Origin of the sequence: Paraburkholderia madseniana, from assembly GCF_009690905.1 — a bacterium.
Lineage (GTDB): Bacteria > Pseudomonadota > Gammaproteobacteria > Burkholderiales > Burkholderiaceae > Paraburkholderia > Paraburkholderia madseniana.
Genome location: NZ_VOSW01000078.1, coordinates 1 through 22,359, shown reverse-complemented (window position 1 = coordinate 22,359; position 22,359 = coordinate 1). Strand labels below are relative to the sequence as shown.

Below are 22,359 nucleotides of genomic sequence, written 5' to 3'. Positions count from 1 at the left end.
AACGGGCCGGACAATGCGGGCAAACTGGAGAGAGGAGAGGCCATGCGTCTGCTACTGGTCGAAGACGACGACATGATTGCGGAGACGGTGTTGGGCGCGATGCGCCGCTCGGGCTACGCGATCGACTGGGCCGAAGACGGCCGTGCGGCGGAGCTGTCGCTGGGCAACGGCGTGTACGACCTCGTGCTGCTCGATCTCGGCCTGCCGAAGAAGGACGGCATCGACGTGCTCAATACCTACCGCAAGAGCGGAGGCGCCGCGCCGGTGATCATCCTGACCGCGCGCGACGCGGTCGACGAGCGGATTCGCGGCCTCGATGCGGGCGCCGACGATTATCTGATCAAACCATTCGACCTCGACGAACTGGCCGCGCGGGTGCGCGCGCTCTTGCGGCGGCGCACCGGGCAGAAGCAGCCCGTCTATGCGCACGGCGAGCTCACGCTCGATCCCGCGGCGCACGAAGTCACCAAAGGCGGCGAACTGCTGCCGCTCGTGCCGCGCGAGTTCGCCCTGCTGCAGGCGTTGATCGAAGAGCCCACGCGCGTGTTCACCAAGCCTGAGCTGGAAGAGAAGCTATACGGCTGGGGCGAGGAGGTGGGCAGCAACACCATCGAAGTGCATGTACACAGCTTGCGGCGCAAGATCGGCGCGGAGCAGGTCGTGACCGTGCGCGGCGTGGGCTACCGTCTGAAGAGGTGCTGATGACGTCGATTCGCCGCTGGCTGCTGGGCTGGCTGATTTTCGGGCTGGCCGCGGCCTCGGGCGTGGCCGGCTTCGGCATCTTTCACACCGCGCGCGAAGAAGCGGGCGAACTGTTCGACTACGAACTGCATACCGTGGCGCTGTCGTTGCCGTCGAATCTGGCCGGTGCGGGCGACGGCGAGCATAGCAATCCCGACCTGGGCGATCTGGCCGACGACCGGGTCGTGATCGAAATCTGGGACCGGTCCGGCAAGCTCATCTATCACTCGATGCAGGCGCCGGTGTTCTCGCGTTTGCCTGCGGGTTTCAGCACGGTCGAGCGCGGCGAGAGTCACTGGCGCGCGTTCGGGTTGGAACAGCGTGACCGTTATATCCAGGTTGCGCAACCGATCTCCGTGCGCGAGGACCTTGCGCTGACTCTGGCGCTGCATACGCTCTGGCCGCTCGGCCTGCTGGTGCCGGTGACGATCGTGCTGGTGCTGCTGGTGGTGGCAAGGGGGCTGGCGCCGATCGGCGGGCTGACGCGCGCGCTGACGACCCGTTCGCTCGATTCGCTGGAACCGTTGCATCTGGACGGCAGCGTGCCGGTCGAAATCAAGCCGCTGGTACAAGCGCTCAACGATCTGCTGCAACGTCTGAACGTTGCTTCGCAGGCGCAGCGCACGTTTATCGCCGATGCCGCGCATGAGTTGCGCTCGCCGCTTGCGGCGCTGAAGCTGCAATTGCAGGCGGCTTCCCGTGACGGCTCGCTAAAGGGCGAGGGGCAAACGCTGGAGCGCGTCGAGGGGCGGGTCAACCGGATCATTCACCTGGTGCAGCAATTGTTGACGTTGGCGCGTGAGGACGCGCATCCGGTGACGTCGATGGTGCCGGTGAGTTTGCGCCGGATCGGCGAGCAGGTCGTCGGCGATTTTTCGCTGCTCGCGGAGACGAAGGAGATCGATCTCGGGCTTGTGTGTGAAGACGCTCGAGCGAACTACGATGTCTATACGGCGCTGGCTGAGCCGCATGGGATGAGTGTTCTGTTGGGCAACCTGATCAACAATGCGATCCGGCATACGCCGCGGGGTGGGCGTGTCGACGTGATTCTGAAACGGTCGGGCGAGCGGGTGGGATTTGATGTCGTGGACAGCGGGTCCGGGATACCGGAGGCTGAGATCGAACGGGTTTTCGACCGGTTTTATCGAGGGCAAGAGGCGAAGGGCGAGGGCAGCGGACTTGGATTGGCGATTGTGGCGCGGATCGCCGCACGGCATCAACTGCGGCTTTCCCTGCGCAACAACACCGGCGGGCTCGGCTTGTGCGTGTCGGTTTTTGGCCTGACGGCGGTTGAGGTTGCGGCGCCTGTGGCGGTTAGAAGCTGACCGTTCGCCACGGCTGGCCCACGGCGCCGCGCGGCCTCTCACGAGCATGTTTCAACACGCTGCTACAATCTTGTCTTTCTCGATTGATTGTGCGCTATGGGTTTCGAACAACTCGCTGAATTGAAGAAGCAACTGGCTGCGGCACGCGCCGAAGCTGCGCCTGCGGCCAAGCCGGTCGCCAAGCCCGGTGCGAAGCCTGCGCGCAAGCCGTCGCCGCCGCGTCGTGCCGCGCCTGGTCACAAGCCAGCGACCGACGCCAAGCCGGCGGCTGACGCCAGGCCCGCGGCCGACGCGAAGCCGGTGGACCCGGTGGTGAAATCGATCGGGAGACTGCAAAAGCGCTTCCCGAATGTTTTCCCGAAGAATCCGGCGCCCAAGCTGCCGCTGAAGGTCGGCATCTTCGAGGATCTCGTGGTTCACGCGAAGGAGCTGTCGCTGAGCGAAGCCGAGTTGCGCGACGCGATCAAGACCTGGTGCCGTGGCAGCCGCTACTGGAAATGCCTGGTTGAAGGTGCCGCGCGCGTCGATCTGACGGGTGGCGAAGCAGGCAAGGTGACGGCCCAGGAAGCGGCCGGCGCGCAGCGTCTGCAGGCGCATCGTGCGGGTCGGGGCGCGGCGAAAGCTGCGGCTTCGTCGGCTGACGCGTCCGCCAATGCCTCTGCTGCATCGGTCGTTTCGGTTGATGATGCAGCGCAAGCAGCGGCCACCCCGCAAGCCGAGGCGGAGAGCCAGCCGCAGGCTGCCTCGCCGGACACCCCCGCCGCTGAATCGACAACGCCGCCGGCAGCACCGTCGGCCACTGCCGAAGCGTAAATAAGGCCGGCCGCCCCGTTAAGGGGCGCTGCCTTGTGCCGCCAGCCGGACCCGCACGAAGCCGACGTGCTCGCGCAGCACATAGAACGCGTCGGCGTATGCCAACGGCATACGCAAGCGGTTAAGCGACACCTCGATTTGATCGAGCTCCGCGAAAAGCTGCTTGCGCTCCTCCTCGGTCGAGTCGGCGAGCGCGCCGCGCTCGATCGCAATCAGCGCACCGTAATAGCGATAGATGCGCGAGCGCACGCGCCAGCGGTACAGCGCCGGGATCAGCCGCATCGCCGGAAACAGCAGCACTGCCATCGGCAGCAGCAGAACGAGCGTGCGGTCGCCAATGCTCGCGAGCCAGAACGGCAGCGCGCGGTACAGAAAACTCTTGCCGGTCTTGTAGTAGCGCTGGGCGTCTTCGCTGATCTGATATTCATGGGCAACCGGGCTCGGGAACTCCCCCGCGTGCTGCAACAGCCCTGGCATGCCATGCACCTCCTGCGCGGCCTCGATCAATAAGTCGGAAATGGCCGGATGCAAATTGCTCCGGGCCACGAGTTCGGCCGTTGGACTGATCAGATGAATGGTGTCGGGCGGAATTCTGCGCTTGAGATCCAGCACGCCGGGCGGTAGGTCGAGCTCCTCGAGATAGGGAAAGAGGCGCGTATAGGCGGTGGCTTCGTCGAAATTCATCGCGGAGATGCCGGGCACTTTCAGGAGCCGCAGCATCAAGCCGCGCGTGGCCGAGTCGCCGTTCAGGATCGCCGCGTCGACATCGCCCGCCACGAGTTGCGTGGCGGCCTGCATGCCGTCGCTCGGCACCAGCACGGTGTCACCGCCCGGTCTGATGCCATTTGCTTCCAGCAGTTTGAGCGAGAGGAGGCGCGTGCCGCTGCCTTCGCGGCCGATTGCAATCCGTTTGCCTTCCAGTTCTGAAAGCTCGCTGATACCCGTGCCGCGATAGAACACCACCACCGGAATATAGAAAACGCTGCCGAGCGACATCAGCGATGACGTGTCGAGCCCGTCGGCCACGCCCCCTTGCACGAGCGCGAGATCGACATGCTGTTTCGGGTCGAGCAGACGATGCAGGTTCTGCACCGAGCCGTCGGATTCCAGCACCTTCAGCGTGATGCCGTTGCGGGCGAGGATCTTCTTGTACTGATCCGCGGTGACGAGGAACGAACTGTCGTGCGGGCCCGCGCTCATCGTGATGGTTTTCGGCGGCGCCGGATCGACCAGCCAGACGATCAGCGTGACCATCAGCACGAAAAGCGCTGCCACGATGACGTAAGGCAGGGTGTGATCGCGCCACTCCACATGCGAATGATCGCCGGGTAAGTGCGGGAGACGCGGGCGATGCGCTTTCATGGGCACTCCATGCCGATAGCCGGAATGAGGCATTGTCCACTGTCTGCAGCATATAGGCGAAATGTTCGGCATAACCGGCGCCTTGCCGGCCAGGACACGCGATAGGCCATGGCATAATCCACGACAGCTTCTAATCGTGTCGCCGGGCGCATCTTGAGTCGTTTCCATCGGAAGATCGGCAGTTGGCTGGGATTGTTTGCGATCCTGATGGCCACGCTCGCGCCAACGATCTCGCATTCGCTCGCCGCACGCAACGGCGGTGAAGCCGGAATGGAAGGCGAGCATTGCTCGATGCCGTCAATGGCTTCCATGCCGGGAATGGAAGCCATGTCCTCGATGCCCTCCATGCAGGATCAGGCATCGGACGACCCCGGCAGCAAACACGCTCAACACGCTGCCATGTCCGACGGCGACGCCTGCGGCTATTGCAGTCTGCTCGCCCACATGCCGGCGGTGCCCAGCGTCGAGGCGCTGTTCTTCGTCACCGTCCGTGCTGTCCAGCACACCGTCGCGACCCGCTTCGAGCGGCTTCGCCGCGTCGAACCGCTCACCTTCGCGCAGCCTCGCGCTCCTCCGTTCCCATCCTGATTCGAGTCATACCGTTGCGATGCCATGACCGCATCGCGATGCCGCCGCACGTCCGTCTGTCGAGGCGTGTGCCGGCATTGTCACAACCTATGAACAGGATGAACCATGCAAACCCAGACAACGCGCAGCGCGATATCGCTGCGCGCGGCGTCGCTCGTTGCGGCTACCGCCGGCGTATTTCTCTTCGCTCCTTCACTCGCCAGTGCTCACGCGATTGCGGGTAATCGCATCTTTCCGGCGACGATGGCCGTCGACGATCCCGGTGTCGGCGACGAAGCCAACCTCGAATACGGCCACCAGCGCGTACCGGGCGACGCCGGCGATCAAAGCATCAATACCTTCGACTTTGAGTACGACAAGCTGATCACGCCGCGGCTGGCGGTCTCGGTAGACGGCACGTACGCGATGCAAAACAATCCGAAGGCGCGCGGCTTCGACAACTTCGGCGTCGGTTTGAAGTACCTGCTGTACGTCAACGATGAACACGAATTCATGACCTCGGTCGGTGTGAACGCCGAACTTGGCGGCACGGGAAGCCGCGCGATCGCGAGCAACTTTTCGACGATCTCGCCGACGATTTTCGCCGGCAAGGGTATGGGCGATCTTCCGGCATCGCTCGCTTATCTGCGGCCGATCGCGATCACGGGTGAAGCCGGCCCGGCACTGACCACCGGTGCGGGGCAGCCGAACGCGTTCAACTACGGCTTCACGGTGCAATACAGCCTGCCGTATCTGCAGCAGCACGTGCATGACATCGGCTTGCCGCAACCATTGGCGAACGTGATTCCGCTGGTGGAAATTCCGCTCTCGAGAAGCCAGGGCCAGACAACCGGCACGGTCAATCCGGGCTTCATCTGGATCAACCGTTATGGCCAGTTCGGCGTTGAAGCGCAAATCCCGATCAACCACGCAAGCGGCTCGCACGTGGGCATTCTGGTTCAGGCGCATATCTTCTTCGACGATGTCGCGCCGACCACGATCGGCAAACCTCTTTTCCAGTAACGCATCAACACCATAACGCAGGAGCACGCGATGAAAAACGATCGATATGACTGGCTGCGCGCCGCGGTGAAGGTGCCGTTGCTGATTGCCGGGTTCGCGTTCGCGAGCGCCGCTTTCGCCCATGTATTTCCGCAGAAGCAAGAGCCGGGCGCGGGCGCGACGGTGGCGTCGCCCGCTCAGGTGCGCGTGATATTCGACGGGCCGCTCGAGCCGTCATTCAGTTCGTTGACGGTGACCGACGCGAGCGGCAAGCAGGTCAACACGGAAAAATCCGCGGTCGACACGCATCAGGCGGCGGTGATGGCGGTGCCGCTGCCGCCGCTAGCGGCGGGCCACTACACAGTGCACTGGGTGGCGGTGGCCTCCGACGGGCATCGCACGCACGGCGACTATGCATTCAACGTGAAGTAGCGCTGAAACCGTGCCGCGCCGCGTCATCGCAAGAATGATGGCGCGGCGTGTCCAATCTCGCCGGGGATCGGATGCGCGGGAAAAGTACTATCATCGAATGCAGGCTTCAAGCGCCTGGCTGTGCAACGCAGCCGGCCCAGGCCTCCCGGGAGAGAACCCATGGCGGAGTTTGTTAAGGCGCTCCTCGGCGAGGAAAACGGCCATCAGCGCCGGCAGATCGGATGGCTCTACGCGTTACTACTTACTTTCAATATCGCGGCGTGGGTGGCGGCCTTTGTGGCGTTCCGCGGTTATCCGCTGCTGATGGGCTCCTGCCTGCTGGCTTACTCGTTTGGTCTGAGGCATGCGGTGGACGCGGATCATATCGCGGCCATCGACAACGTGACGCGCAAGCTGATGCAGTCCGGCCAGCGTCCGGTGACGGTCGGGCTGATGTTCTCGCTTGGACACGCCACCATTGTCGTTCTCGCGACCATCGGCATTGCGGCGACCGCCATGGCGTTGCAAAGCCGGATGAGTGGTTTCAAGGAAACCGGCGCCATGATCGGCACACTGGTGTCGACGTTCTTCCTGTTCGCCATCGCGCTTCTGAATCTGATCGTGCTGCGCTCGGTGCTGCGCGCTTTTCGGCGCGTCCGCCGAGGCGAGCCTTACGTCGATGAAGATCTCGACATGCTGCTCGCCGATCGCGGCTTTCTCGCGCGTATTTTCCGGCCGTTGTTCCGCCTGATCAGCCAGAGCTGGCACATGTACCCACTCGGCTTTCTGTTCGGGCTGGGTTTCGATACCGCAACGGAAGTCGGGCTGCTCGGCATATCCGCCGCCGGCGCCGCGCAAGGCATGTCGATCTGGTCGATCCTGGTGTTTCCGGTGCTGTTCATGGCCGGCATGACGCTGATCGACACGACCGACAGCATCCTGATGCTGGGCGCCTATGGATGGGCCTTCGTGAAGCCGGTCCGCAAGCTCTACTACAACGTCACCATCACGACAATCTCGGTGCTCGTCGCGCTTCTTGTCGGCGGCATAGAGGGCCTCGGATTACTCGCGGACAGGCTGCATCTGAATGGCGGATTCTGGCAGGCGGTGGGCAGTCTGAATGAGAACTTCGGCATGATCGGCTACGCGATCATCGGCGTATTTCTGGCGAGCTGGTTATTGTCGGTCGCGGTTTACAAATGGATGCGATTCGAAGAACTCGAGATCCGCTCATGAGCGTTGCGGCATATCAACGATTGCGATTGATGGCGCTTACGCGGCAATGACCTGAACCCGTAAGGGCTATCGTCAGAGAATTTCAACAAGCGCGCCGCTCGAATCCTTATCGACCCAATACGCTGCGCGATGTTTAGTGAGTTAGTTACGGAAATTGGGTTATTTCGTATCGCTGAACTATACTCAAAAAAGTTTTTCGGGCTCATCACGGTGGGCACCTATCCCCAACAATACATGCAGCAAATCCGATCCTTTTAACCGCATCGGGCGGAACCGTTATCGATCGATTGCTGGACACGTGACTGCCGTGCGGCACTCGCCACGTATCTTTGCCTGACCTGAAAAGAACGTGGTTCGCAGTGGAGACACTCATCATGGCAGAAGCAGACAACGTCCCCTATGGGCGCAAGACTCAGCACGCGCCGGCTCTCAAGGAAGTGCACATCATCTGGATTACCGCCGGCCTCGGCTGCGACGGCGATTCGGTATCAATTACCGCGGCGACTCAGCCGAGCATCGAGGACGTGATTCTCGGTGCGATTCCCGGCCTACCGAAGGTGCATTTGCATAATCCCGTACTGGCGTATGAAAACGGCGACGAGTTTCTCAAGCCGTTTCACCAGGCCGCGCGTGGCGAGCTTGAGAACTTCGTGCTGGTAATGGAAGGGTCGATTCCAAACGAACGTATCAATCGCGAAGGATATTGGGCCGCATTGGGCACCGACCCCGATACGCAGGAACCGATCACGATTCCGCAATGGCTCGACCGGCTTGCGCCGCGCGCGCTGGCGGTGGTCGGCGCGGGCACCTGCGCGACCTACGGCGGCATTCACGCGATGGAAGGCAATCCGACCGGCTGCATGGGTCTCGCCGACTATCTGGGCTGGGACTGGAAATCGAAAGCGGGCCTGCCGATCGTCAACGTGCCGGGCTGTCCGGTGCAGCCGGACAACTTCATGGAGACGCTGCTCTACCTGCTCTATCAACTGGCGGGTCTCGCGCCGATGATTCCGCTCGACGAGGCACTGCGGCCGAAGTGGTTGTTTACGCGCACCGTTCACGACGGTTGCGATCGCGCGGGCTCCTACGAACAGGCGATCTTCGCCACCGAATACGGCAGCCCGAATTGCATCGTCAAGCTGGGCTGCTGGGGGCCGGTCGTGCAGTGCAACGTGCCCAAACGTGGCTGGATGGCCGGCATTGGCGGCTGTCCGAATGTGGGAGGCATCTGCATTGGTTGCACGATGCCAGGCTTTCCCGACAAGTTCATGCCGTTCATGGATGAGCCGCCGGGAGCGGTGCTGTCGTCGAATCTCATCAAGAGTTATGGGCCGCTGATTCGCAGTCTGCGCAAGCTGACCAAGAACACGCTCAACGACGAGCCGAAATGGCGTCACAACGGTTCGAAACTCACTACCGGCTACCGTCGCTGATCTGGCGGCGTAGTTGGCGGAATTCGACTTGTCAGCAGGGAGAAGGTCATGGCCGTTAGTACCGCACCTGAAGCGACCACCAGTACCCAGGCAGCGCCGGGCAAGCTGGTCGACATGAACTGGGATCCGATTACGCGGATCGTCGGCAGTCTGGGGATTTACACCAAGATCGATTTTGCGAACCGCCGTGTGGCGGAGTGCTACAGCACGTCGTCGATCTTTCGTGGCTACAGCATTTTCATGAAGGGCAAAGACCCGCGCGACGCGCATTTCATCACGAGCCGCATCTGCGGAATCTGCGGCGATAATCACGCGACCTGTTCCGTGTACGCGCAGAACATGGCATACGGTGTGAAGCCGCCGGCGATCGCCGAATGGATCGTCAATCTGGGTGAAGCGGCCGAATACATGTTCGACCACAACATCTTCCAGGACAACCTCGTGGGCGTGGATTTTTGCGAGAGGATGGTCAAGGAAACCAATCCCGGCGTGTGGGACAAGGCGCAGAAAACACCCGCGCCGCACGCGGACAAGCACGGCTATAAAACCATCGCGGACATCATGACTGCGCTCAATCCGTTCACCGGCGAGTTCTATCGCGAGACCTTGATGGTCAGCCGCTATACGCGCGAGATGTTCTGCCTGATGGAAGGACGCCACGTGCATCCGTCGACGCTTTATCCGGGTGGCGTGGGTACAGTACCGACCATTCAGTTGTTCACGGATTACATCACGCGCTTGATGAAGTACGTCGAATTCATGAAGAAAGTCGTGCCGCTGCATGACGATCTGTTCGACTTCTTCTATGAAGCGCTACCGGGTTACGAAGAAGTTGGCCGCCGTCGCGTTCTGCTCGGGTGCTGGGGGTCTTTCCAGGACCCGAACGTGTGCGACTACAACTACAACACGATGACGCAATGGGGCCGCGGCATGTTCGTCACGCCCGGCGTGGTGGTGGACGGCGAACTGGTGACGACCGATCTCGTCGATATCAACCTGAATATCCGCATCCTGCTGGGCAGTTCCTATTACGACGACTGGGATCACGAAGAGACCTTTGTCAAGAACGATCCGCTCGGCAATCCGGTGGACCGTAAGCATCCGTGGAATCAGACCACGCTGCCGCATCCGCAGAAGCGGAAATTCGACGGCAACTACACGTGGGTGATGTCGCCGCGCTGGCTCGACAAGCGCACCGGCGATCACCTTGCGCTCGATACCGGCGGTGGACCGATCGCGCGCTTGTGGGCCACCGCGTTGGCGGGGCTGGTCGATATCGGGTATATCAAGGCGACTGGTCACAGCGTGAAGATCTACTTGCCGAAGACCGCGCTCAAGCCCGAAGTCGAATTCGAATGGAAGATTCCGAAGTGGAGCAACGCGATCGAACGCGATCGTGCCCGCACCTATTTTCAGGCGTATTCAGCGGCTGCGGCCTTGTACTTTGCCGAGCAGGCGCTGGCCGAGTTGCACGCGGGACGCACTCGCACGTTCAGCGACTTCACGGTGCCGGAAGAGAGCATCGGTTGCGGTTTCCACGAAGCGGTGCGCGGCGTGCTCTCGCACCACCTCGTGATCCGCGACGGCAAGATCGCCAACTATCACCCGTATCCGCCCACGCCGTGGAATGCCAATCCACGAGATATCTACGGTACGCCCGGACCGTATGAAGACGCGGTGCAGAATACGCCGATCTTCGAAGAGAACGGACCGGACAAGTTCAAGGGCATCGACATCATGCGCGCGGTGCGCAGCTTCGACCCGTGCCTGCCGTGCGGCGTTCATATGTACGTCGGCAATGGCAAGACGATCGATACGTCGCACTCGCCGACCTTTGGTGTGATGCAGGGAGCGCACACGTGAGCAACGAGAGCGCGGTCGTCGCCCAGCAACGCCGCATCGACGAATTGATTGCGGCGCTGGAAGCGCTTGAGGATCCGCGCGCGCGTGAGCCTGCCAAAGAACTGCTGCAGGTCGTTCTCGATCTGCATACGAACGGGCTCGCACGGCTGATGGAGATCGTGTCGGAGGCGGGCGTGATGGACGTCGCCATGATCGAAGCGTTCGAGCGCGACGCCGGCGTGTCGGCGTTGCTGCTGTTGCACGGCCTGCATCCGCAGGACCTACCGACGCGCGTGTCGCGTGCGGTCGAAAAGATGCGGCCGTTGCTTGGCGTACAGGGCATCCAGATCGAGTTGCTCGACGCGGCGGAAGAGGCCGTGCGTGTGCGCGTGGCCGGCCGGCTGCAGGGCAAGCACAACTCAGTAGGCGAATTGCAGCAGGAAATCGAACGCTCGATTTTCGAAGCGGCGCCGGAAGCGATGCGCGTCGAGATCGCAGGTCTGCCGGACGTCAATGTGCATGAACTGCGCTTTGTGCCGCATCACGCCGAGTCGGTGAATGACGTAACAAAGGATGTGGCAAATGAGGTAGCAAGCCGGACCGAGGCCGGCGCTCAATGACGCCCGCCGCACCGACACGCGGCTGGGTCGCGCGGCTGCGCCAATTCGTGCGAAAAGCCGACGACATCCAGTGCGAGTTGTGCGGCCTGCCGCTTCTATCCGATCATCCGCATCTGTTCGAAACCGCCAAACGGCAGCTCTTTTGCTGTTGCCGCGCGTGCGCGCTGCTGTTCGGCAGTCAGCAGAATGCGCGCTATCGTCCGGTGCCGCGCGACGCGCACTATCTCGGCGGCTTTCGCATGAGCGATGCGCAATGGGACGCGCTGGCGATTCCCATCGATATCGCTTTCTTCTTTCATGACAGCGCGGCGCAACGCGTCGTGGCGCTGTATCCCGGACCGGCCGGCGGCACGCAATCGCTACTGGAATTGCAGGCGTGGGATGAGCTGGTCGCGGAAAATCCGTTGCTCGCGCAACTGCAACCCGACGTCGAAGCGCTGCTGGTCAACCGCAGCGAAGGCGCGCGCGATTATTACCGTGTGCCGATCGACCAGTGTTACGCGCTAACCGGCGTGATCCGCGCGCGTTGGCGCGGACTGTCCGGCGGCAGGGAGGCGTGGGATTCGATTCATCGATTCTTCGCCGCGCTGAAGACCCATGGCCGGGTACCGGAGGGCTTGCTCCATGCCTGATCTCGGGTTCACTGTCGAGTCGGCGGAAGTCGTGCCGTTCGCCGCAGCACCGCTGCTAACGTTCAGGCTGCGTATCGCCAATACGCCGGCGCAGGAAGAGATCGCCAGCATCACGTTGCAATGCCAGATCCAGATCGAAGCGACGCAGCGCCGCTACGCGCCCGCCGAGCAGTACGGACTCGAAGACCTGTTCGGTTCGCCGCCGCGTTGGGGCGAGACGCTGCGTACGCTGCTATGGGCGCATACGTCGATAGTCGCGCCACCGTTTGCCGGCGAATGCACGCTCGATTTGCCGGTGCCATGCAGCTACGACTTCAATGTGGCCGCAACCAAATATTTTCACGGCCTTGAAGAAGGCGAGATTCCGCTGATGCTGCAATTCAGCGGCACGGTGTTCTATCGCGAAGACGACGGCGCGTTGCAGGCCGCGCCGATTCCCTGGCACAAGGAAGCGGCGTACCGGCTACCCGTTGCGCTATGGCGCGACATGATGACCCGCTACTACCCGAACGGCGCCTGGCTGTGTTTGCACCGGGATGTGTTCGATCGCCTCTCGCGTTACAAAAGCAGGCGGGGTCTCACGAGCTGGGAGCAGGCGGTGTCGAGCCTGCTTGACGGCGTCGAGGAGGACATATCGTGAATGCGGTCGAGAGCGTGGTTCAGGCGGTGCTGTACGAAGGCTACATGTTGTATCCGTACCGGCCGACCTCGGTAAAGAACCGGCAGCGCTGGACCTTCGGCGGCGTGTATCCACGCGACTATGCCGAGGCGTCGGGTAGCGATCCGTGGGTGACGCAAACCGAGTGTCTGCTGCGCGGCGACAAGCACACCCGCGTGGCCGTGCGGCCCGGTTTTCTGCAGGTGATCGAGCGAATGGTGCTCGATGTGGACGAGGGTTCCGCCGCGCGGCCGGAGTCGGGTGAGCCGGCCTGGCGCACCGTGCCCGTGCTCGATATCGACGAGCGGCGCTACACCGCATGGCAGGAGGCGGCAGAGCGGCACATCGCCGTACCGGTTCTGGTGATGGGCGAACTGCTTGACGCACCGCTGCAGATCGCGTTTTCGTTCGACGCCGCCAGCGATCTCGAACCGCTCGCGGACAGGCAAGGCACGCTGCGTGGCGCTCTGCGCCGTATCCGCGCTTCGCTGCAAGGCCACGTCGAATTGAGCGCCGCGAGTGTGGCCGCCGGGGTTTATCGTTTGACGGTGCGCATCGTCAACGAGACACCGCTCGACAATGCCCACGGCTTGAAGCGCGATGCGGCTTCGCTGTACGCGCTGGTGTCCTGTCATACGGTGCTGACCATCGCGGGCGGCACTTGGATTTCTTCTATCGATCCGCCCACGGAGCTGGCCGCGGCCGCCGCCGCGAGCCGCAATATCGGCGTGTGGCCAGTTCTCGTGGGTGACGAACAACAGCCCGACACGATGCTCGCCTCGCCGATCATTCTCTACGACTTCCCGCAGATTGCGCCTGAAAGTGCCGGCGATCTATTCGACTCCACGGAGATCGACGAAATCCTCACGCTGCGTATTCTCACCATGACCGACGACGAAAAGCGCGAAATGATCGCCACGGACGAGCGCGCGCGTGCCTTGCTGGCACGTACCGAAAGTCTCGGCGCCGAGCAGATGGAAAAGCTGCATGGCACGTTGCGGCAGGTGCGGGTACTCGACGGGGCAAGTGTCGGCGGATTTTCACCGCTGGAAGCGCCCGCCATGCCGGTCTCGCCATGGGCGGAGCTCGACGCACGGCCGCATCTGGCTTGCGTGCGGGTGGCGGGCGTCGAGATCCGGATCGGCGATCAGGTGCGTTTGCGTCCACGCGGTCGCGCGGACATCTTCGATATCGCGCTGAGCGGCATGGTTGCCACGATCGAATCGATCGAGCGCGATTTCGACGATCACGTGCACGTTGCCGTGACGGTCGACGACGACCCCGGCAAGGACTTCGGCCTGCAGCGCATGCCAGGCCATCGGTTTTTCTTCGGCCCGGACGAGATCGAGCCGCTGGTCGATGGGGCCAGCCCGTCCCGATCATTCGGCTCGCCCAGTCACGCGAGTCGTAAAGGAGGGCACGCATGAGCGCGATTCTGGTCGCAGGCATCGGCAATGTGTTCCTCGGCGACGATGGCTTCGGCGTCGAAGTGGTGCGTCGTCTGCGGGAGAAACTGGCGGCCGGTGAGTTGCCGGCGTTCGCTGACGGCGTGAGCGTGGCGGACTTCGGCATTCGCGGCATCGATCTCTGCTATGCGCTGCTCGACGGCGTGGACAGCGCGATTCTGATCGACACGACGCAGCGCGGCGGTGCGCCGGGCACGCTGTATGTGATCGAACCGTCCGTTGAAGAGGCCGTCGGCGATGAACCCGGCGATCCGTATGCGGTGCCGATCCTGATATCGCCGCACGAAATGGATCCGGCCAAAGTGCTGCAAACGGTGCGGATGCTGGGAGGGGGCTGCGAGGACATTGTCGTGCTCGGTTGCGAGCCGCAAGACTTCGGGTTCGAGGATGGCGAGGAAGGCAGGATGGGCTTGAGCGGCACGGTGGCAGCGGTCGTCGAGCAGGCGGTCGAACTGGCTGTGACGCTTGTGATGGCAAGGACGGAGCGGTTGCCCGCACGGGCGGTTTGAGCGACCGGGCAGCCTGGCGGTTGAGTGGCCGTCCGCACGCGCTGACGGACGGAGCGGTTAAGCGGTGGACCGTCCCGGATACGGTGTGAAATAACTGAAGTGGGAGGCGTCATGAAAGGCTTTCTGAAGTACCTCTTGTTGCCGGCGTTGGTGCTCGGCGTGATCGCGAATATGAAGGACATCAAGCGCTATATCCGTATCCGCAACATGTAGGCGACAACAGTCAGGGAGGTGGCCATGAGCACGCAAACACAACCTGCCGGACAGTCTTCACCTCCACTCCCGGCGGTCCACGGACCTCTCGGCGAGGAAATCCGTGTGCGCGGACTGGTGCAAGGCGTCGGCTTTCGCCCGACCGTATGGCGGCTTGCGCATGCGTGCGGCGTGGTCGGCGACGTGCGCAACGATAGCGACGGCGTGCTGATTCATGCGTGGGGCGATGCGTGGACGCTGCAGCGCTTCATCGAAAGCCTGAGCGCGGAGTGTCCGCCGCTCGCACGCATCGACGCGATCGAGCGGCATCAACTGAGTGAAGCGGCCCAGGGCAGCGATTTCCGCATCGTGGCAAGCGAGACCGGCCATGTGCAGACCGGTGTCACGCCTGACGCAGTGATCTGCGCGGACTGTGCCGCCGAGATCGCCGATTCGGCGAATCGCCGTTACCGTTATCCGTTTACGAACTGCACGCATTGCGGGCCACGTCTTTCGATCGTTCAGGCCATACCCTACGATCGCGCCAACACAACCATGGCCGCGTTCGACCTGTGCGAAGCGTGCCGCGCCGAGTATGAGAATCCCGCCGACCGGCGCTTTCACGCGCAACCGGTCGCGTGTCCTGTATGCGGCCCGCGTGTCTGGCTGGAAAGCCGGCACGGCGCACGGGCTGACGGCGACGATCCCTGTCGTGCGGCAAGCCTGCTGTTGCGGCATGGTTCGATCGTCGCGATCAAAGGGCTGGGCGGCTTTCAGCTTGCCTGCGACGCTTGCGATGAGGCCGCGGTCGCCCGTCTGCGTCAATTGAAACGGCGCGAGCGCAAACCGTTCGCGTTGATGGCGCGCGATCTGCAGGCCGTACGCCGCTATTGCAAACCCGACGAGACGGAACTCGCGTTGCTGCATAGCGCGGCCGGACCCATCGTCATCCTGCGTGCCGACGGCGCGGAGTGCGTTGCACCTGGCGTCGCGCCGGGTGTGGGTACGCTCGGTTTCATGCTGCCGTCCACGCCGTTGCATCGTTTGCTGATGGAGTCGATCGACACGGCACTCGTGATGACGAGCGGCAACACGAGCGACGAGCCGCCGTGCATCGATAACGCCGATGCCCGAGCACGTCTCGGCCGCATTGCCGATGTCTTCCTGATGCACGATCGCGATATCGCACGCCGGGTCGACGATTCGGTGGCCCGCGTGGTGCAGGGCGAACCGCGTGTGTTGCGGCGCGCGCGCGGCTATGCGCCGGCACCGTTGCGGTTGCCGGCGGGTTTCGCCGAAACGCCGGCGGTGCTGGCAATGGGCGGCGAACTCAAGAACACCTTCTGTCTTGCGGGCAATGCACAGGCGATCGTCTCGCACCATCTCGGCGATCTGGAAGACGCGTTGACCTATGCGGACTATCGTCGCTCGGTGGCGCAGTATCTGCGCCTGTTCGAACATGAGCCGCAGGCGGTGGCGCTCGACTTTCATCCCGAGTACCTGTCGCGCAAGATCGGCTATGAACTCGCACAAACGTGGCAGGTCCCGGTGGTCGAAGTGCAGCATCATCACGCGCATCTCGCCGCGTGCATGGCGGAAAACGGCGTGGCGCTCGATGCGCTGCCGATGCTCGGCGTCGCACTCGACGGTCTCGGTTATGGCAACGACGGCACGCTGTGGGGCGGAGAATTCATGCTGGCGGATTACCGCAGTTTCACGCGTCTCGGCATGTTCAAACCCGTTGCGATGCCCGGCGGCACACGCGCGATCGACGAACCGTGGCGCAATGCTTACGCGCATCTGATGGCGGCATTCGATTGGCGCGGCTTCACGCGGCAATACGCTGGGCTCGACGTACAGCAGTTCCTCAGCAGCCGTCCGCGCGACGCGCTCGATACGATGATCGCGCAACGCGTCAATAGTCCACTGGCAAGCTCAGTGGGCCGTCTGTTCGACGCTGTGGCGGCGACACTCGGCGTGTGCCGGGAACGCGTGCTTTACGAAGGGCAGGCGGCTATCGAACTTGAGGCGCTGGTCGATCTGAACGCGCTGCGGAACGACAGCGACGCCCATGCGTACCCGTTTGAAATCATCAGCACCATGCCGGACGGTCTGCGTTGCATCGAGCCGCGGCCGATGTGGGAGACCTTGCTCGACGACCTGTTGCGCGGCACATCCGTGCCGGTCGTCGCGGCGCGGTTTCACAAGGGGCTGGCCATTGCGATCGTCCGAATGGTCGAATGCCTGGCCGACCTGCTGACAGGCCCGGTCGATGCACGCAGTGTGGTGTTGTCTGGTGGTGTTTTCCAGAATCGTATCCTGTTCGAACAGGTAGCCGGGCGGCTCGGCGCTGCGGGTTTTCGGGTGCTGACGCACCGGCAGGTGCCGGCCAACGACGGCGGGTTGTCGCTAGGGCAGGCGGTTGTGGCGGCGGCCCAGGGGCGCGAGGGGTTTTGAATGTGGTGTAGAGGCGGCGTGGAAGTAGCGATGTAGAGCCGGCCGTTCGGACGTAGCGGTGCAGAGGTCGCTGGGCGGAAGTAGCGGTGCAAAAGTAGCAGCACAAAAGCGGGCTGATGGGAGAACACCATGTGTTTGGGCATCCCGGGACAGATCGTCGAAGTGACCGACGCGGCGAACGATCTCGCGCTCGTCAACGTCGGCGGTGTGCGGCGCGTGATCAACATTGCCTTCGTGATCGGCGAGGGACGGACGGCGAACTCGTGCATCGGCGAATGGGTGCTGGTGCACGTGGGCTTCGCGATGAGCCGGCTCGACGAGCAGGAAGCGGCGCGCACGCTCGCGTTATTGCACGAACTGGGCGTCGCGCAGGGCGAGATGAATGACATCGCCGGGATGGGCGAACTGCGGGACGAACTGCGGGACGAACTGCGCGAAGAATTGCGCAGCGCGCCTTAAGCGTCTGATCGGAAGCCAACGGAGGCCGGCATGCCCGAACATGAATCCCTGCAGACGCTGTATCCGTTCCTGCACGGCGCACGCCAGGACGCGGACAAGCTCGACGCGGCGCTGCTCGATTCAGTGCGTCTGAAAGCAAAGGACAGCGTCGACACCAAACAACGCTTCTTCGACGAAAACGGCCCAGTAGTGGTGCGAATTGCTCACGCGCTTGCCGAGATGTACCGCCGCGACGGCAGGCTCTTCACCATGGGCAATGGCGGTTCGAGTTGCGACGCCTCGCATATCGCCGTCGAATTTTTGCATCCGGTGACCACGGGTCGCCCGGCACTCACCGCCATCAACCTCGTGGCTGACACGGCCATGATGACCGCGGTCGGCAACGATGTCGGCTTTAGCCATATTTTCGTGCGGCAGCTGGTGGCGCAAGGCCGGCGTGGCGACGCGCTAATCGGCGTGTCGACCAGCGGAAATTCCGAAAACCTGCTGACTGCCTTTGCGAAAGCGAAAGAGATGGGTCTGCTGACTATCGGATTGTCCGGTCACGATGGCGGACGCATGGCCACCAGTGCCGCTGTCGATCATTGCCTTGTGGTGAGGAGTGACAGCATTCATCGCGTGCAGGAGACCCACGTCGCGATTTATCACATTCTGTGGGACCTCGTGCACACGCTGCTTGCGGACGACCGCGGCGGCCTCGCCGGTTCGGCTGGCCTGGCCAGCTCGGCGGAGGGAGGTGCACCATGAAATACGTCGATGAGTTTCGTGACCCGCACAAAGCAAAAACGCTGGAGAAGGAAATCCGCGCGCTGGTGTCCCGCATCGAGCGTGCCAAACAACGGTCGCTGCAAATCATGGAAGTGTGTGGCGGCCATACGCATACGATTTTCCGCTACGGCATTCAGCAAATGCTGCCCGATACGGTGGAGTTCGTGCATGGCCCAGGTTGTCCGGTGTGTGTGCTGCCGATGGGCCGCGTCGACGATTGCGTCGCGTTAGCCGAGCGTCCGGAAGTGATCTTCACGACCTTTGGTGACGCGATGCGCGTACCCGGTTCGAAGAAGAGCCTGCTGAAAGCGAAAGCCGACGGCGCGGACGTGCGGATGGTCTATTCGCCGCTCGACGCCTTGAAGATCGCGCAACAAAACCCGGACCGGGAGGTGATCTTCTTCGGTCTAGGCTTCGAGACGACCATGCCCAGCACCGCGATGACGGTTCTGCAGGCGCATGCGCAAAAGATCCACAATTTCTCGCTGTTCTGCAATCACATCACGATCATCCCGACCATCAAGGCGATTCTCGATTCGCCCGATTTGCATCTCGACGGTTTTCTTGGCCCGGGGCACGTCAGCATGGTGATCGGCACACGGCCCTATGATTTTATCGCCCGGCACTATCGCAAGCCGATCACGGTGGCGGGATTCGAGCCGCTCGATATATTGCAATCGATGTGGATGGTGTTGCGGCAGATCGAAACAGGGCGCTGCGAGGTGGAGAACCAGTATGGCCGGATCGTGACCGAGGACGGCAATGCGCAGGCTTTGTCGGCGGTGATGCGCGTGTTCGAGACGCGCGAGTTCTTCGAATGGCGCGGACTGGGTTCTATCGATCACTCGGGGGTCAGGGTCCGTGAGACGTTTGCCGCTTTCGACGCGGAGCGCAAGTTCGACGTGCCAAACCTGAAGATCGCGGACCCGAAAGCATGCCAATGCGGTGAGGTGTTGAAGGGCGTGATCAAACCGCATCAGTGCAAAGTGTTCGGCACCGCCTGCACACCGGAGTCTCCGCTCGGCTCGTTGATGGTGTCGAGCGAAGGCGCCTGCGCGGCTTACTACAACTATGGGCGTATCGATACGTCGCGGATCGATGAGCGGCGCGTTGCGCGGCAGAGCGTGAAATCAGCCGACGCGACGGCCCCGGCGTGCCTTGGCGCAAGCGGCGTGGCCGTTATGCCTGATGTGCCTGCGCTGATCGACGATGCAGCCTATGCGTCCACCACGCGAGGCCATTCATGAACGACCGCGTGCCCGATCCTCAGCAGCCGATGGCACCCCGCCGCGTGGCGCACATACGCGACGCTTCCGTCAATCTCGCACATGGCGGCGGTGGCCGCGCGATGCGGGATTTGATCGAAGACGTTTTCGTCTCGACCTTCGACAATCCCACGCTCGCGGCGCTGGAGGATCAGGCCGTTTTCGCGCTCGCCGATCTTGCGACGCATGGGGACCGTCTCGCGTTTACGACCGATAGCTACGTAGTCGATCCATTGTTCTTTCCAGGCGGCGACATCGGCACTCTGGCTGTATCGGGAACGGTCAACGATCTTGCCGTATGCGGAGCAACACCGTTATATCTCTCATGCGCGGTGGTGATCGAAGAAGGCCTTGCCGTCGATATCTTGCGACGTGTTGCCGCGAGCATGCAGCGGGTCGCGCTCGAAGCGGGCGTCGCGATCGTGACGGGCGATACCAAAGTGGTCGAACGCGGCTGCGCGGACAAGCTCTTTATCAACACCGCCGGCATCGGCGTGGTGCGCCGCGACGTGTCGATTTCGGCTCGCAACGCGCGCCCTGGCGACGTTGTGATCGTCAACGGTTATCTCGGCGATCATGGCGCGGCGATTCTGGTCGCGCGCCAGCAACTTGCGCTGGAAGCCGATGTGGAAAGCGATTGTTGTCCGCTCAATGGGTTGATCGCGGTAATGCTCGATGCGTGCCCACAGATTCATTGTTTGCGCGATGCGACTCGCGGCGGCGTCGCGACCGTGTTGAACGAATTCGCACAGAGTTCGAACGTGACGATACGGCTGCGTGAAGCGGACCTGCCGTTGCGGGAGGAGGTCAAGGGCGCGTGCGAGATTCTCGGCCTCGATCCGCTGTATCTGGCTAATGAGGGCAAGCTGGTGGCCGTCGTGCCCGCCGATGCAGCCGGGCGGGTGCTCGCTGCCATGCGCGCGCATCCGGCTGGGCGCGAGGCGGCCGCAATCGGTACCGTAGAGGCAGGTGAGGCAGGTGCCGACGGTCTAGTCGTCATGCAGACCGCGTTCGGCGGCCAGCGCATCGTTGATATGCTGGTTGGCGAGCAGTTGCCACGTATCTGCTGATCGCTGGAGGAGTGCGCCATGCATGAGTTGAGCATTGCCAACAGCGTCGTCGAGATTTGCGCGGAACAGGCCAACGGCGCGCGCGTGAGAAGGGTGACGCTGGAGATCGGGCGATTGTCGGCGGTGATGCCGGACGCGATCCGGTTTTGCTTCGACGTCTGCGCGAAGGACACGGCGGTGGAGGGCGCGACCCTGGAAATCATCGAGATGCCAGGGCAGGCACGTTGCCTCGCGTGCGGCGAGACGCTCGACATCGATGTGCCGTTTGGGCAGTGCGAATGCGGGAGCGACAATCTCGAACTGATTTCGGGGCAGCAGTTGAAGATCCGGCAGATGGAGGTGGTGTGATGTGTACGACATGCGGATGCTCGAATACGCAGGGCGCGGCGGTGACCGATCTGGATGCGGAGGAGGCGGCGCAGGCGGAAGCGCAATCGCAAGCTACGCGAGAAGGCGCGGCAGTCGGCACGCGTGAACCGTCGTATCGGCGAGTGAGTGAACATGAGCAGGAGCATGCACACCTGCATCCGCAGAGCCACTCGCACGTGCACGGCCAGCCACATTCACACGACTCGCAGCATCCGCGCCATCACGAGCATGAACATTCGCACGACGGTGTCCTCGCGCATTCACATCCGCATGAGCATTCACATGACGGCGACCACGCGCACGGTCATACCCACACGCATGATCACCCGCACACCCACGGGAGCGAGCACGTCACGTCAATCACCTTGGAACAGGACATTCTGGCGAAGAATCAATTGCTGGCTGAGCGTAATCGCGGCTGGCTGGCGGGGCGATCGATTCTCGCGTTGAATCTGATGAGTTCACCGGGCGCGGGCAAGACTACATTGCTCGAGCGCACGATCCACGATCTTGGCGAGACGTTGCCGCTCACGGTGATCGAAGGCGACCAGGCGACGCTCAACGACGCCGAGCGGATTCGCGCAACGGGAGCACGTGTGGTTCAGATCAACACCGGCACGGGGTGTCATCTGGATGCGGAGATGGCGTCGCGAGCACTGACGCAGCTCGATCCGCCGATGCATTCGGTTGTGATGATCGAGAATGTCGGCAACCTGGTGTGTCCCGCGTTGTTCGATCTTGGGGAAGGGGCCAAGGTGTTGATTCTTTCCGTCACGGAAGGCGAGGATAAGCCGATCAAGTATCCGAATATGTTTCGGGCTTGTTCGTTGTTGTTGTTGAACAAGATCGATCTGTTGCCGTATTTGCGGTTTGATGTCGAGCAGTGTATTGGCTATGCCCGGAAGGTCAATCCTGGGATTGAGATTTTGCGGGTGTCGGCGCAGAGCGGTGAAGGAATGGACGCCTGGTATGCGTGGCTTCGGGCGATGCGGTAGGGGTTTTTGTGCCTGCTCGGCGCTTTTGTCAGTGTTCTTGGGGCTTTGGCCTTTCCTTGTTTTGTTAGTGGTCTATTAGCGTTGCCCCTGTGCGGGGCGGCACCTACTTCTCTTTGCCGGCTGCAAAGAGAAGTAGGCAAGAGAAAGCAGCTCAAACCGCTAATGCT

At 62.5% G+C, this 22,359-nt stretch carries 23 protein-coding genes; 22 read left to right on the top strand and 1 reads right to left on the bottom strand.

All coding sequences use genetic code 11. The features are described from left to right. Positions 1 to 42 precede the first annotated feature (42 nt). The 3 genes from FSO04_RS32280 (at position 43) to FSO04_RS32270 (ending at position 2,879) form a co-directional block, all read left to right on the top strand. Positions 43 to 702 carry a response regulator gene (locus FSO04_RS32280; protein WP_154565648.1) on the top strand — a complete coding sequence of 220 codons (660 nt, stop codon included), beginning with the start codon at positions 43 to 45 and terminating at the stop codon, positions 700 to 702. Beyond that, the gene (locus FSO04_RS32275) at positions 702 to 2,066 is read left to right on the top strand and encodes an ATP-binding protein (RefSeq protein ID WP_154565647.1); all 1,365 of its coding nucleotides are present in this window, start codon (positions 702 to 704) and stop codon (positions 2,064 to 2,066) included. The genes FSO04_RS32280 and FSO04_RS32275 overlap by 1 nt, the downstream gene beginning before the upstream one ends. A 96-nt stretch (positions 2,067 to 2,162) precedes the next feature. Then, positions 2,163 to 2,879 carry a ProQ/FinO family protein gene (locus FSO04_RS32270; protein ID WP_154565646.1) on the top strand — a complete coding sequence of 239 codons (717 nt, stop codon included), beginning with the start codon at positions 2,163 to 2,165 and terminating at the stop codon, positions 2,877 to 2,879. Between the two features lie 18 nt (positions 2,880 to 2,897). Here the strand turns inward: FSO04_RS32270 and FSO04_RS32265 are convergent, their stop codons facing one another. Beyond that, complete coding sequence (locus tag FSO04_RS32265; protein ID WP_154565645.1) at positions 2,898 to 4,241, bottom strand: TAXI family TRAP transporter solute-binding subunit; 1,344 nt, start codon at positions 4,239 to 4,241, stop codon at positions 2,898 to 2,900. 153 nt (positions 4,242 to 4,394) lie between these two features. On the opposite strand from FSO04_RS32265, the gene FSO04_RS32260 reads away from it, so the two are divergent. The 19 genes from FSO04_RS32260 (at position 4,395) to hypB (ending at position 22,192) form a co-directional block, all read left to right on the top strand. Further along, on the top strand, positions 4,395 to 4,829 hold the full coding sequence (locus FSO04_RS32260; protein ID WP_154565644.1) for a DUF2946 domain-containing protein: 435 nt from the start codon (positions 4,395 to 4,397) through the stop codon (positions 4,827 to 4,829). Between the two features lie 105 nt (positions 4,830 to 4,934). Next, positions 4,935 to 5,831: a hypothetical protein gene (locus FSO04_RS32255; protein WP_154565643.1), complete on the top strand. Its 897-nt coding sequence runs from the start codon at positions 4,935 to 4,937 to the stop codon at positions 5,829 to 5,831. A gap of 30 nt (positions 5,832 to 5,861) precedes the next feature. Further along, positions 5,862 to 6,242 (top strand): copper resistance CopC family protein, encoded by a 381-nt coding sequence (locus FSO04_RS32250; RefSeq protein ID WP_154565642.1) that lies wholly within the window; start codon positions 5,862 to 5,864, stop codon positions 6,240 to 6,242. Positions 6,243 to 6,401: 159 nt separating this feature from the next. After that, a complete protein-coding gene (locus FSO04_RS32245; protein WP_154565641.1) occupies positions 6,402 to 7,457 on the top strand; it encodes a HoxN/HupN/NixA family nickel/cobalt transporter in 1,056 nt (351 codons plus the stop codon). Between the two features lie 374 nt (positions 7,458 to 7,831). Then, the gene (locus tag FSO04_RS32240; RefSeq protein WP_154565640.1) at positions 7,832 to 8,890 is read left to right on the top strand and encodes an NADH-quinone oxidoreductase subunit B family protein; all 1,059 of its coding nucleotides are present in this window, start codon (positions 7,832 to 7,834) and stop codon (positions 8,888 to 8,890) included. Between the two features lie 48 nt (positions 8,891 to 8,938). Continuing rightward, positions 8,939 to 10,753 carry a nickel-dependent hydrogenase large subunit gene (locus FSO04_RS32235; protein ID WP_154565639.1) on the top strand — a complete coding sequence of 605 codons (1,815 nt, stop codon included), beginning with the start codon at positions 8,939 to 8,941 and terminating at the stop codon, positions 10,751 to 10,753. Then, the gene (locus FSO04_RS32230) at positions 10,750 to 11,352 is read left to right on the top strand and encodes a NifU family protein (RefSeq protein WP_154565638.1); all 603 of its coding nucleotides are present in this window, start codon (positions 10,750 to 10,752) and stop codon (positions 11,350 to 11,352) included. Before FSO04_RS32235 ends, FSO04_RS32230 begins: the two co-directional genes overlap by 4 nt. Continuing rightward, positions 11,349 to 11,984, top strand: a complete 636-nt coding sequence (locus FSO04_RS32225; RefSeq protein ID WP_154565637.1) for a DUF5947 family protein — start codon at positions 11,349 to 11,351, stop codon at positions 11,982 to 11,984. Before FSO04_RS32230 ends, FSO04_RS32225 begins: the two co-directional genes overlap by 4 nt. Next, a complete protein-coding gene (locus tag FSO04_RS32220) occupies positions 11,977 to 12,624 on the top strand; it encodes a DUF6084 family protein (protein ID WP_154565636.1) in 648 nt (215 codons plus the stop codon). The genes FSO04_RS32225 and FSO04_RS32220 overlap by 8 nt, the downstream gene beginning before the upstream one ends. Then, positions 12,621 to 14,069: a hypothetical protein gene (locus FSO04_RS32215; protein WP_154565635.1), complete on the top strand. Its 1,449-nt coding sequence runs from the start codon at positions 12,621 to 12,623 to the stop codon at positions 14,067 to 14,069. The genes FSO04_RS32220 and FSO04_RS32215 overlap by 4 nt, the downstream gene beginning before the upstream one ends. After that, entirely contained in the window at positions 14,066 to 14,617 is a 552-nt protein-coding gene (locus FSO04_RS32210; RefSeq protein WP_154565634.1) for a hydrogenase maturation protease, read from the top strand. Before FSO04_RS32215 ends, FSO04_RS32210 begins: the two co-directional genes overlap by 4 nt. A gap of 111 nt (positions 14,618 to 14,728) precedes the next feature. Beyond that, positions 14,729 to 14,830: a DUF6893 family small protein gene (locus tag FSO04_RS48835; RefSeq protein ID WP_372342547.1), complete on the top strand. Its 102-nt coding sequence runs from the start codon at positions 14,729 to 14,731 to the stop codon at positions 14,828 to 14,830. Positions 14,831 to 14,854: 24 nt separating this feature from the next. Then, positions 14,855 to 17,266, top strand: coding sequence for a carbamoyltransferase HypF (gene hypF / locus FSO04_RS32205; protein ID WP_154565633.1), 2,412 nt, complete (start codon positions 14,855 to 14,857; stop codon positions 17,264 to 17,266). Positions 17,267 to 17,395: 129 nt separating this feature from the next. Further along, on the top strand, positions 17,396 to 17,725 hold the full coding sequence (locus FSO04_RS32200) for a HypC/HybG/HupF family hydrogenase formation chaperone (RefSeq protein WP_154565632.1): 330 nt from the start codon (positions 17,396 to 17,398) through the stop codon (positions 17,723 to 17,725). A gap of 30 nt (positions 17,726 to 17,755) precedes the next feature. Beyond that, the gene (locus FSO04_RS32195; RefSeq protein ID WP_154565631.1) at positions 17,756 to 18,472 is read left to right on the top strand and encodes a D-sedoheptulose-7-phosphate isomerase; all 717 of its coding nucleotides are present in this window, start codon (positions 17,756 to 17,758) and stop codon (positions 18,470 to 18,472) included. Continuing rightward, the gene (hypD, locus tag FSO04_RS32190; RefSeq protein ID WP_154565630.1) at positions 18,469 to 19,740 is read left to right on the top strand and encodes a hydrogenase formation protein HypD; all 1,272 of its coding nucleotides are present in this window, start codon (positions 18,469 to 18,471) and stop codon (positions 19,738 to 19,740) included. Before FSO04_RS32195 ends, hypD begins: the two co-directional genes overlap by 4 nt. Then, complete coding sequence (gene hypE, locus FSO04_RS32185) at positions 19,737 to 20,828, top strand: hydrogenase expression/formation protein HypE (RefSeq protein ID WP_154565629.1); 1,092 nt, start codon at positions 19,737 to 19,739, stop codon at positions 20,826 to 20,828. The genes hypD and hypE overlap by 4 nt, the downstream gene beginning before the upstream one ends. 18 nt (positions 20,829 to 20,846) lie before the next feature. Continuing rightward, positions 20,847 to 21,176 carry a hydrogenase maturation nickel metallochaperone HypA gene (gene hypA, locus FSO04_RS32180; RefSeq protein WP_097392783.1) on the top strand — a complete coding sequence of 110 codons (330 nt, stop codon included), beginning with the start codon at positions 20,847 to 20,849 and terminating at the stop codon, positions 21,174 to 21,176. After that, entirely contained in the window at positions 21,176 to 22,192 is a 1,017-nt protein-coding gene (gene hypB / locus FSO04_RS48370) for a hydrogenase nickel incorporation protein HypB (protein ID WP_154565628.1), read from the top strand. The genes hypA and hypB overlap by 1 nt, the downstream gene beginning before the upstream one ends. Positions 22,193 to 22,359: the final 167 nt, after the last annotated feature.

Coding starts and splice junctions, on each gene's coding strand:
- FSO04_RS32250 (WP_154565642.1), top strand. CDS start 5,862: ATGAAAAACGATCGATATGACTGGCTGCGCGCCGCGGTGAAGGTGCCG.
- FSO04_RS32235 (WP_154565639.1), top strand. CDS start 8,939: ATGGCCGTTAGTACCGCACCTGAAGCGACCACCAGTACCCAGGCAGCG.
- FSO04_RS32200 (WP_154565632.1), top strand. CDS start 17,396: ATGTGTTTGGGCATCCCGGGACAGATCGTCGAAGTGACCGACGCGGCG.
- FSO04_RS32275 (WP_154565647.1), top strand. CDS start 702: ATGACGTCGATTCGCCGCTGGCTGCTGGGCTGGCTGATTTTCGGGCTG.
- FSO04_RS32240 (WP_154565640.1), top strand. CDS start 7,832: ATGGCAGAAGCAGACAACGTCCCCTATGGGCGCAAGACTCAGCACGCG.
- hypF (WP_154565633.1), top strand. CDS start 14,855: ATGAGCACGCAAACACAACCTGCCGGACAGTCTTCACCTCCACTCCCG.
- FSO04_RS32245 (WP_154565641.1), top strand. CDS start 6,402: ATGGCGGAGTTTGTTAAGGCGCTCCTCGGCGAGGAAAACGGCCATCAG.
- FSO04_RS48835 (WP_372342547.1), top strand. CDS start 14,729: ATGAAAGGCTTTCTGAAGTACCTCTTGTTGCCGGCGTTGGTGCTCGGC.
- hypE (WP_154565629.1), top strand. CDS start 19,737: ATGAACGACCGCGTGCCCGATCCTCAGCAGCCGATGGCACCCCGCCGC.
- FSO04_RS32195 (WP_154565631.1), top strand. CDS start 17,756: ATGCCCGAACATGAATCCCTGCAGACGCTGTATCCGTTCCTGCACGGC.
- FSO04_RS32225 (WP_154565637.1), top strand. CDS start 11,349: ATGACGCCCGCCGCACCGACACGCGGCTGGGTCGCGCGGCTGCGCCAA.
- hypA (WP_097392783.1), top strand. CDS start 20,847: ATGCATGAGTTGAGCATTGCCAACAGCGTCGTCGAGATTTGCGCGGAA.
- FSO04_RS32280 (WP_154565648.1), top strand. CDS start 43: ATGCGTCTGCTACTGGTCGAAGACGACGACATGATTGCGGAGACGGTG.
- FSO04_RS32265 (WP_154565645.1), bottom strand. CDS start 4,241: ATGAAAGCGCATCGCCCGCGTCTCCCGCACTTACCCGGCGATCATTCG.
- hypD (WP_154565630.1), top strand. CDS start 18,469: ATGAAATACGTCGATGAGTTTCGTGACCCGCACAAAGCAAAAACGCTG.
- FSO04_RS32270 (WP_154565646.1), top strand. CDS start 2,163: ATGGGTTTCGAACAACTCGCTGAATTGAAGAAGCAACTGGCTGCGGCA.
- FSO04_RS32255 (WP_154565643.1), top strand. CDS start 4,935: ATGCAAACCCAGACAACGCGCAGCGCGATATCGCTGCGCGCGGCGTCG.
- FSO04_RS32210 (WP_154565634.1), top strand. CDS start 14,066: ATGAGCGCGATTCTGGTCGCAGGCATCGGCAATGTGTTCCTCGGCGAC.
- hypB (WP_154565628.1), top strand. CDS start 21,176: ATGTGTACGACATGCGGATGCTCGAATACGCAGGGCGCGGCGGTGACC.
- FSO04_RS32220 (WP_154565636.1), top strand. CDS start 11,977: ATGCCTGATCTCGGGTTCACTGTCGAGTCGGCGGAAGTCGTGCCGTTC.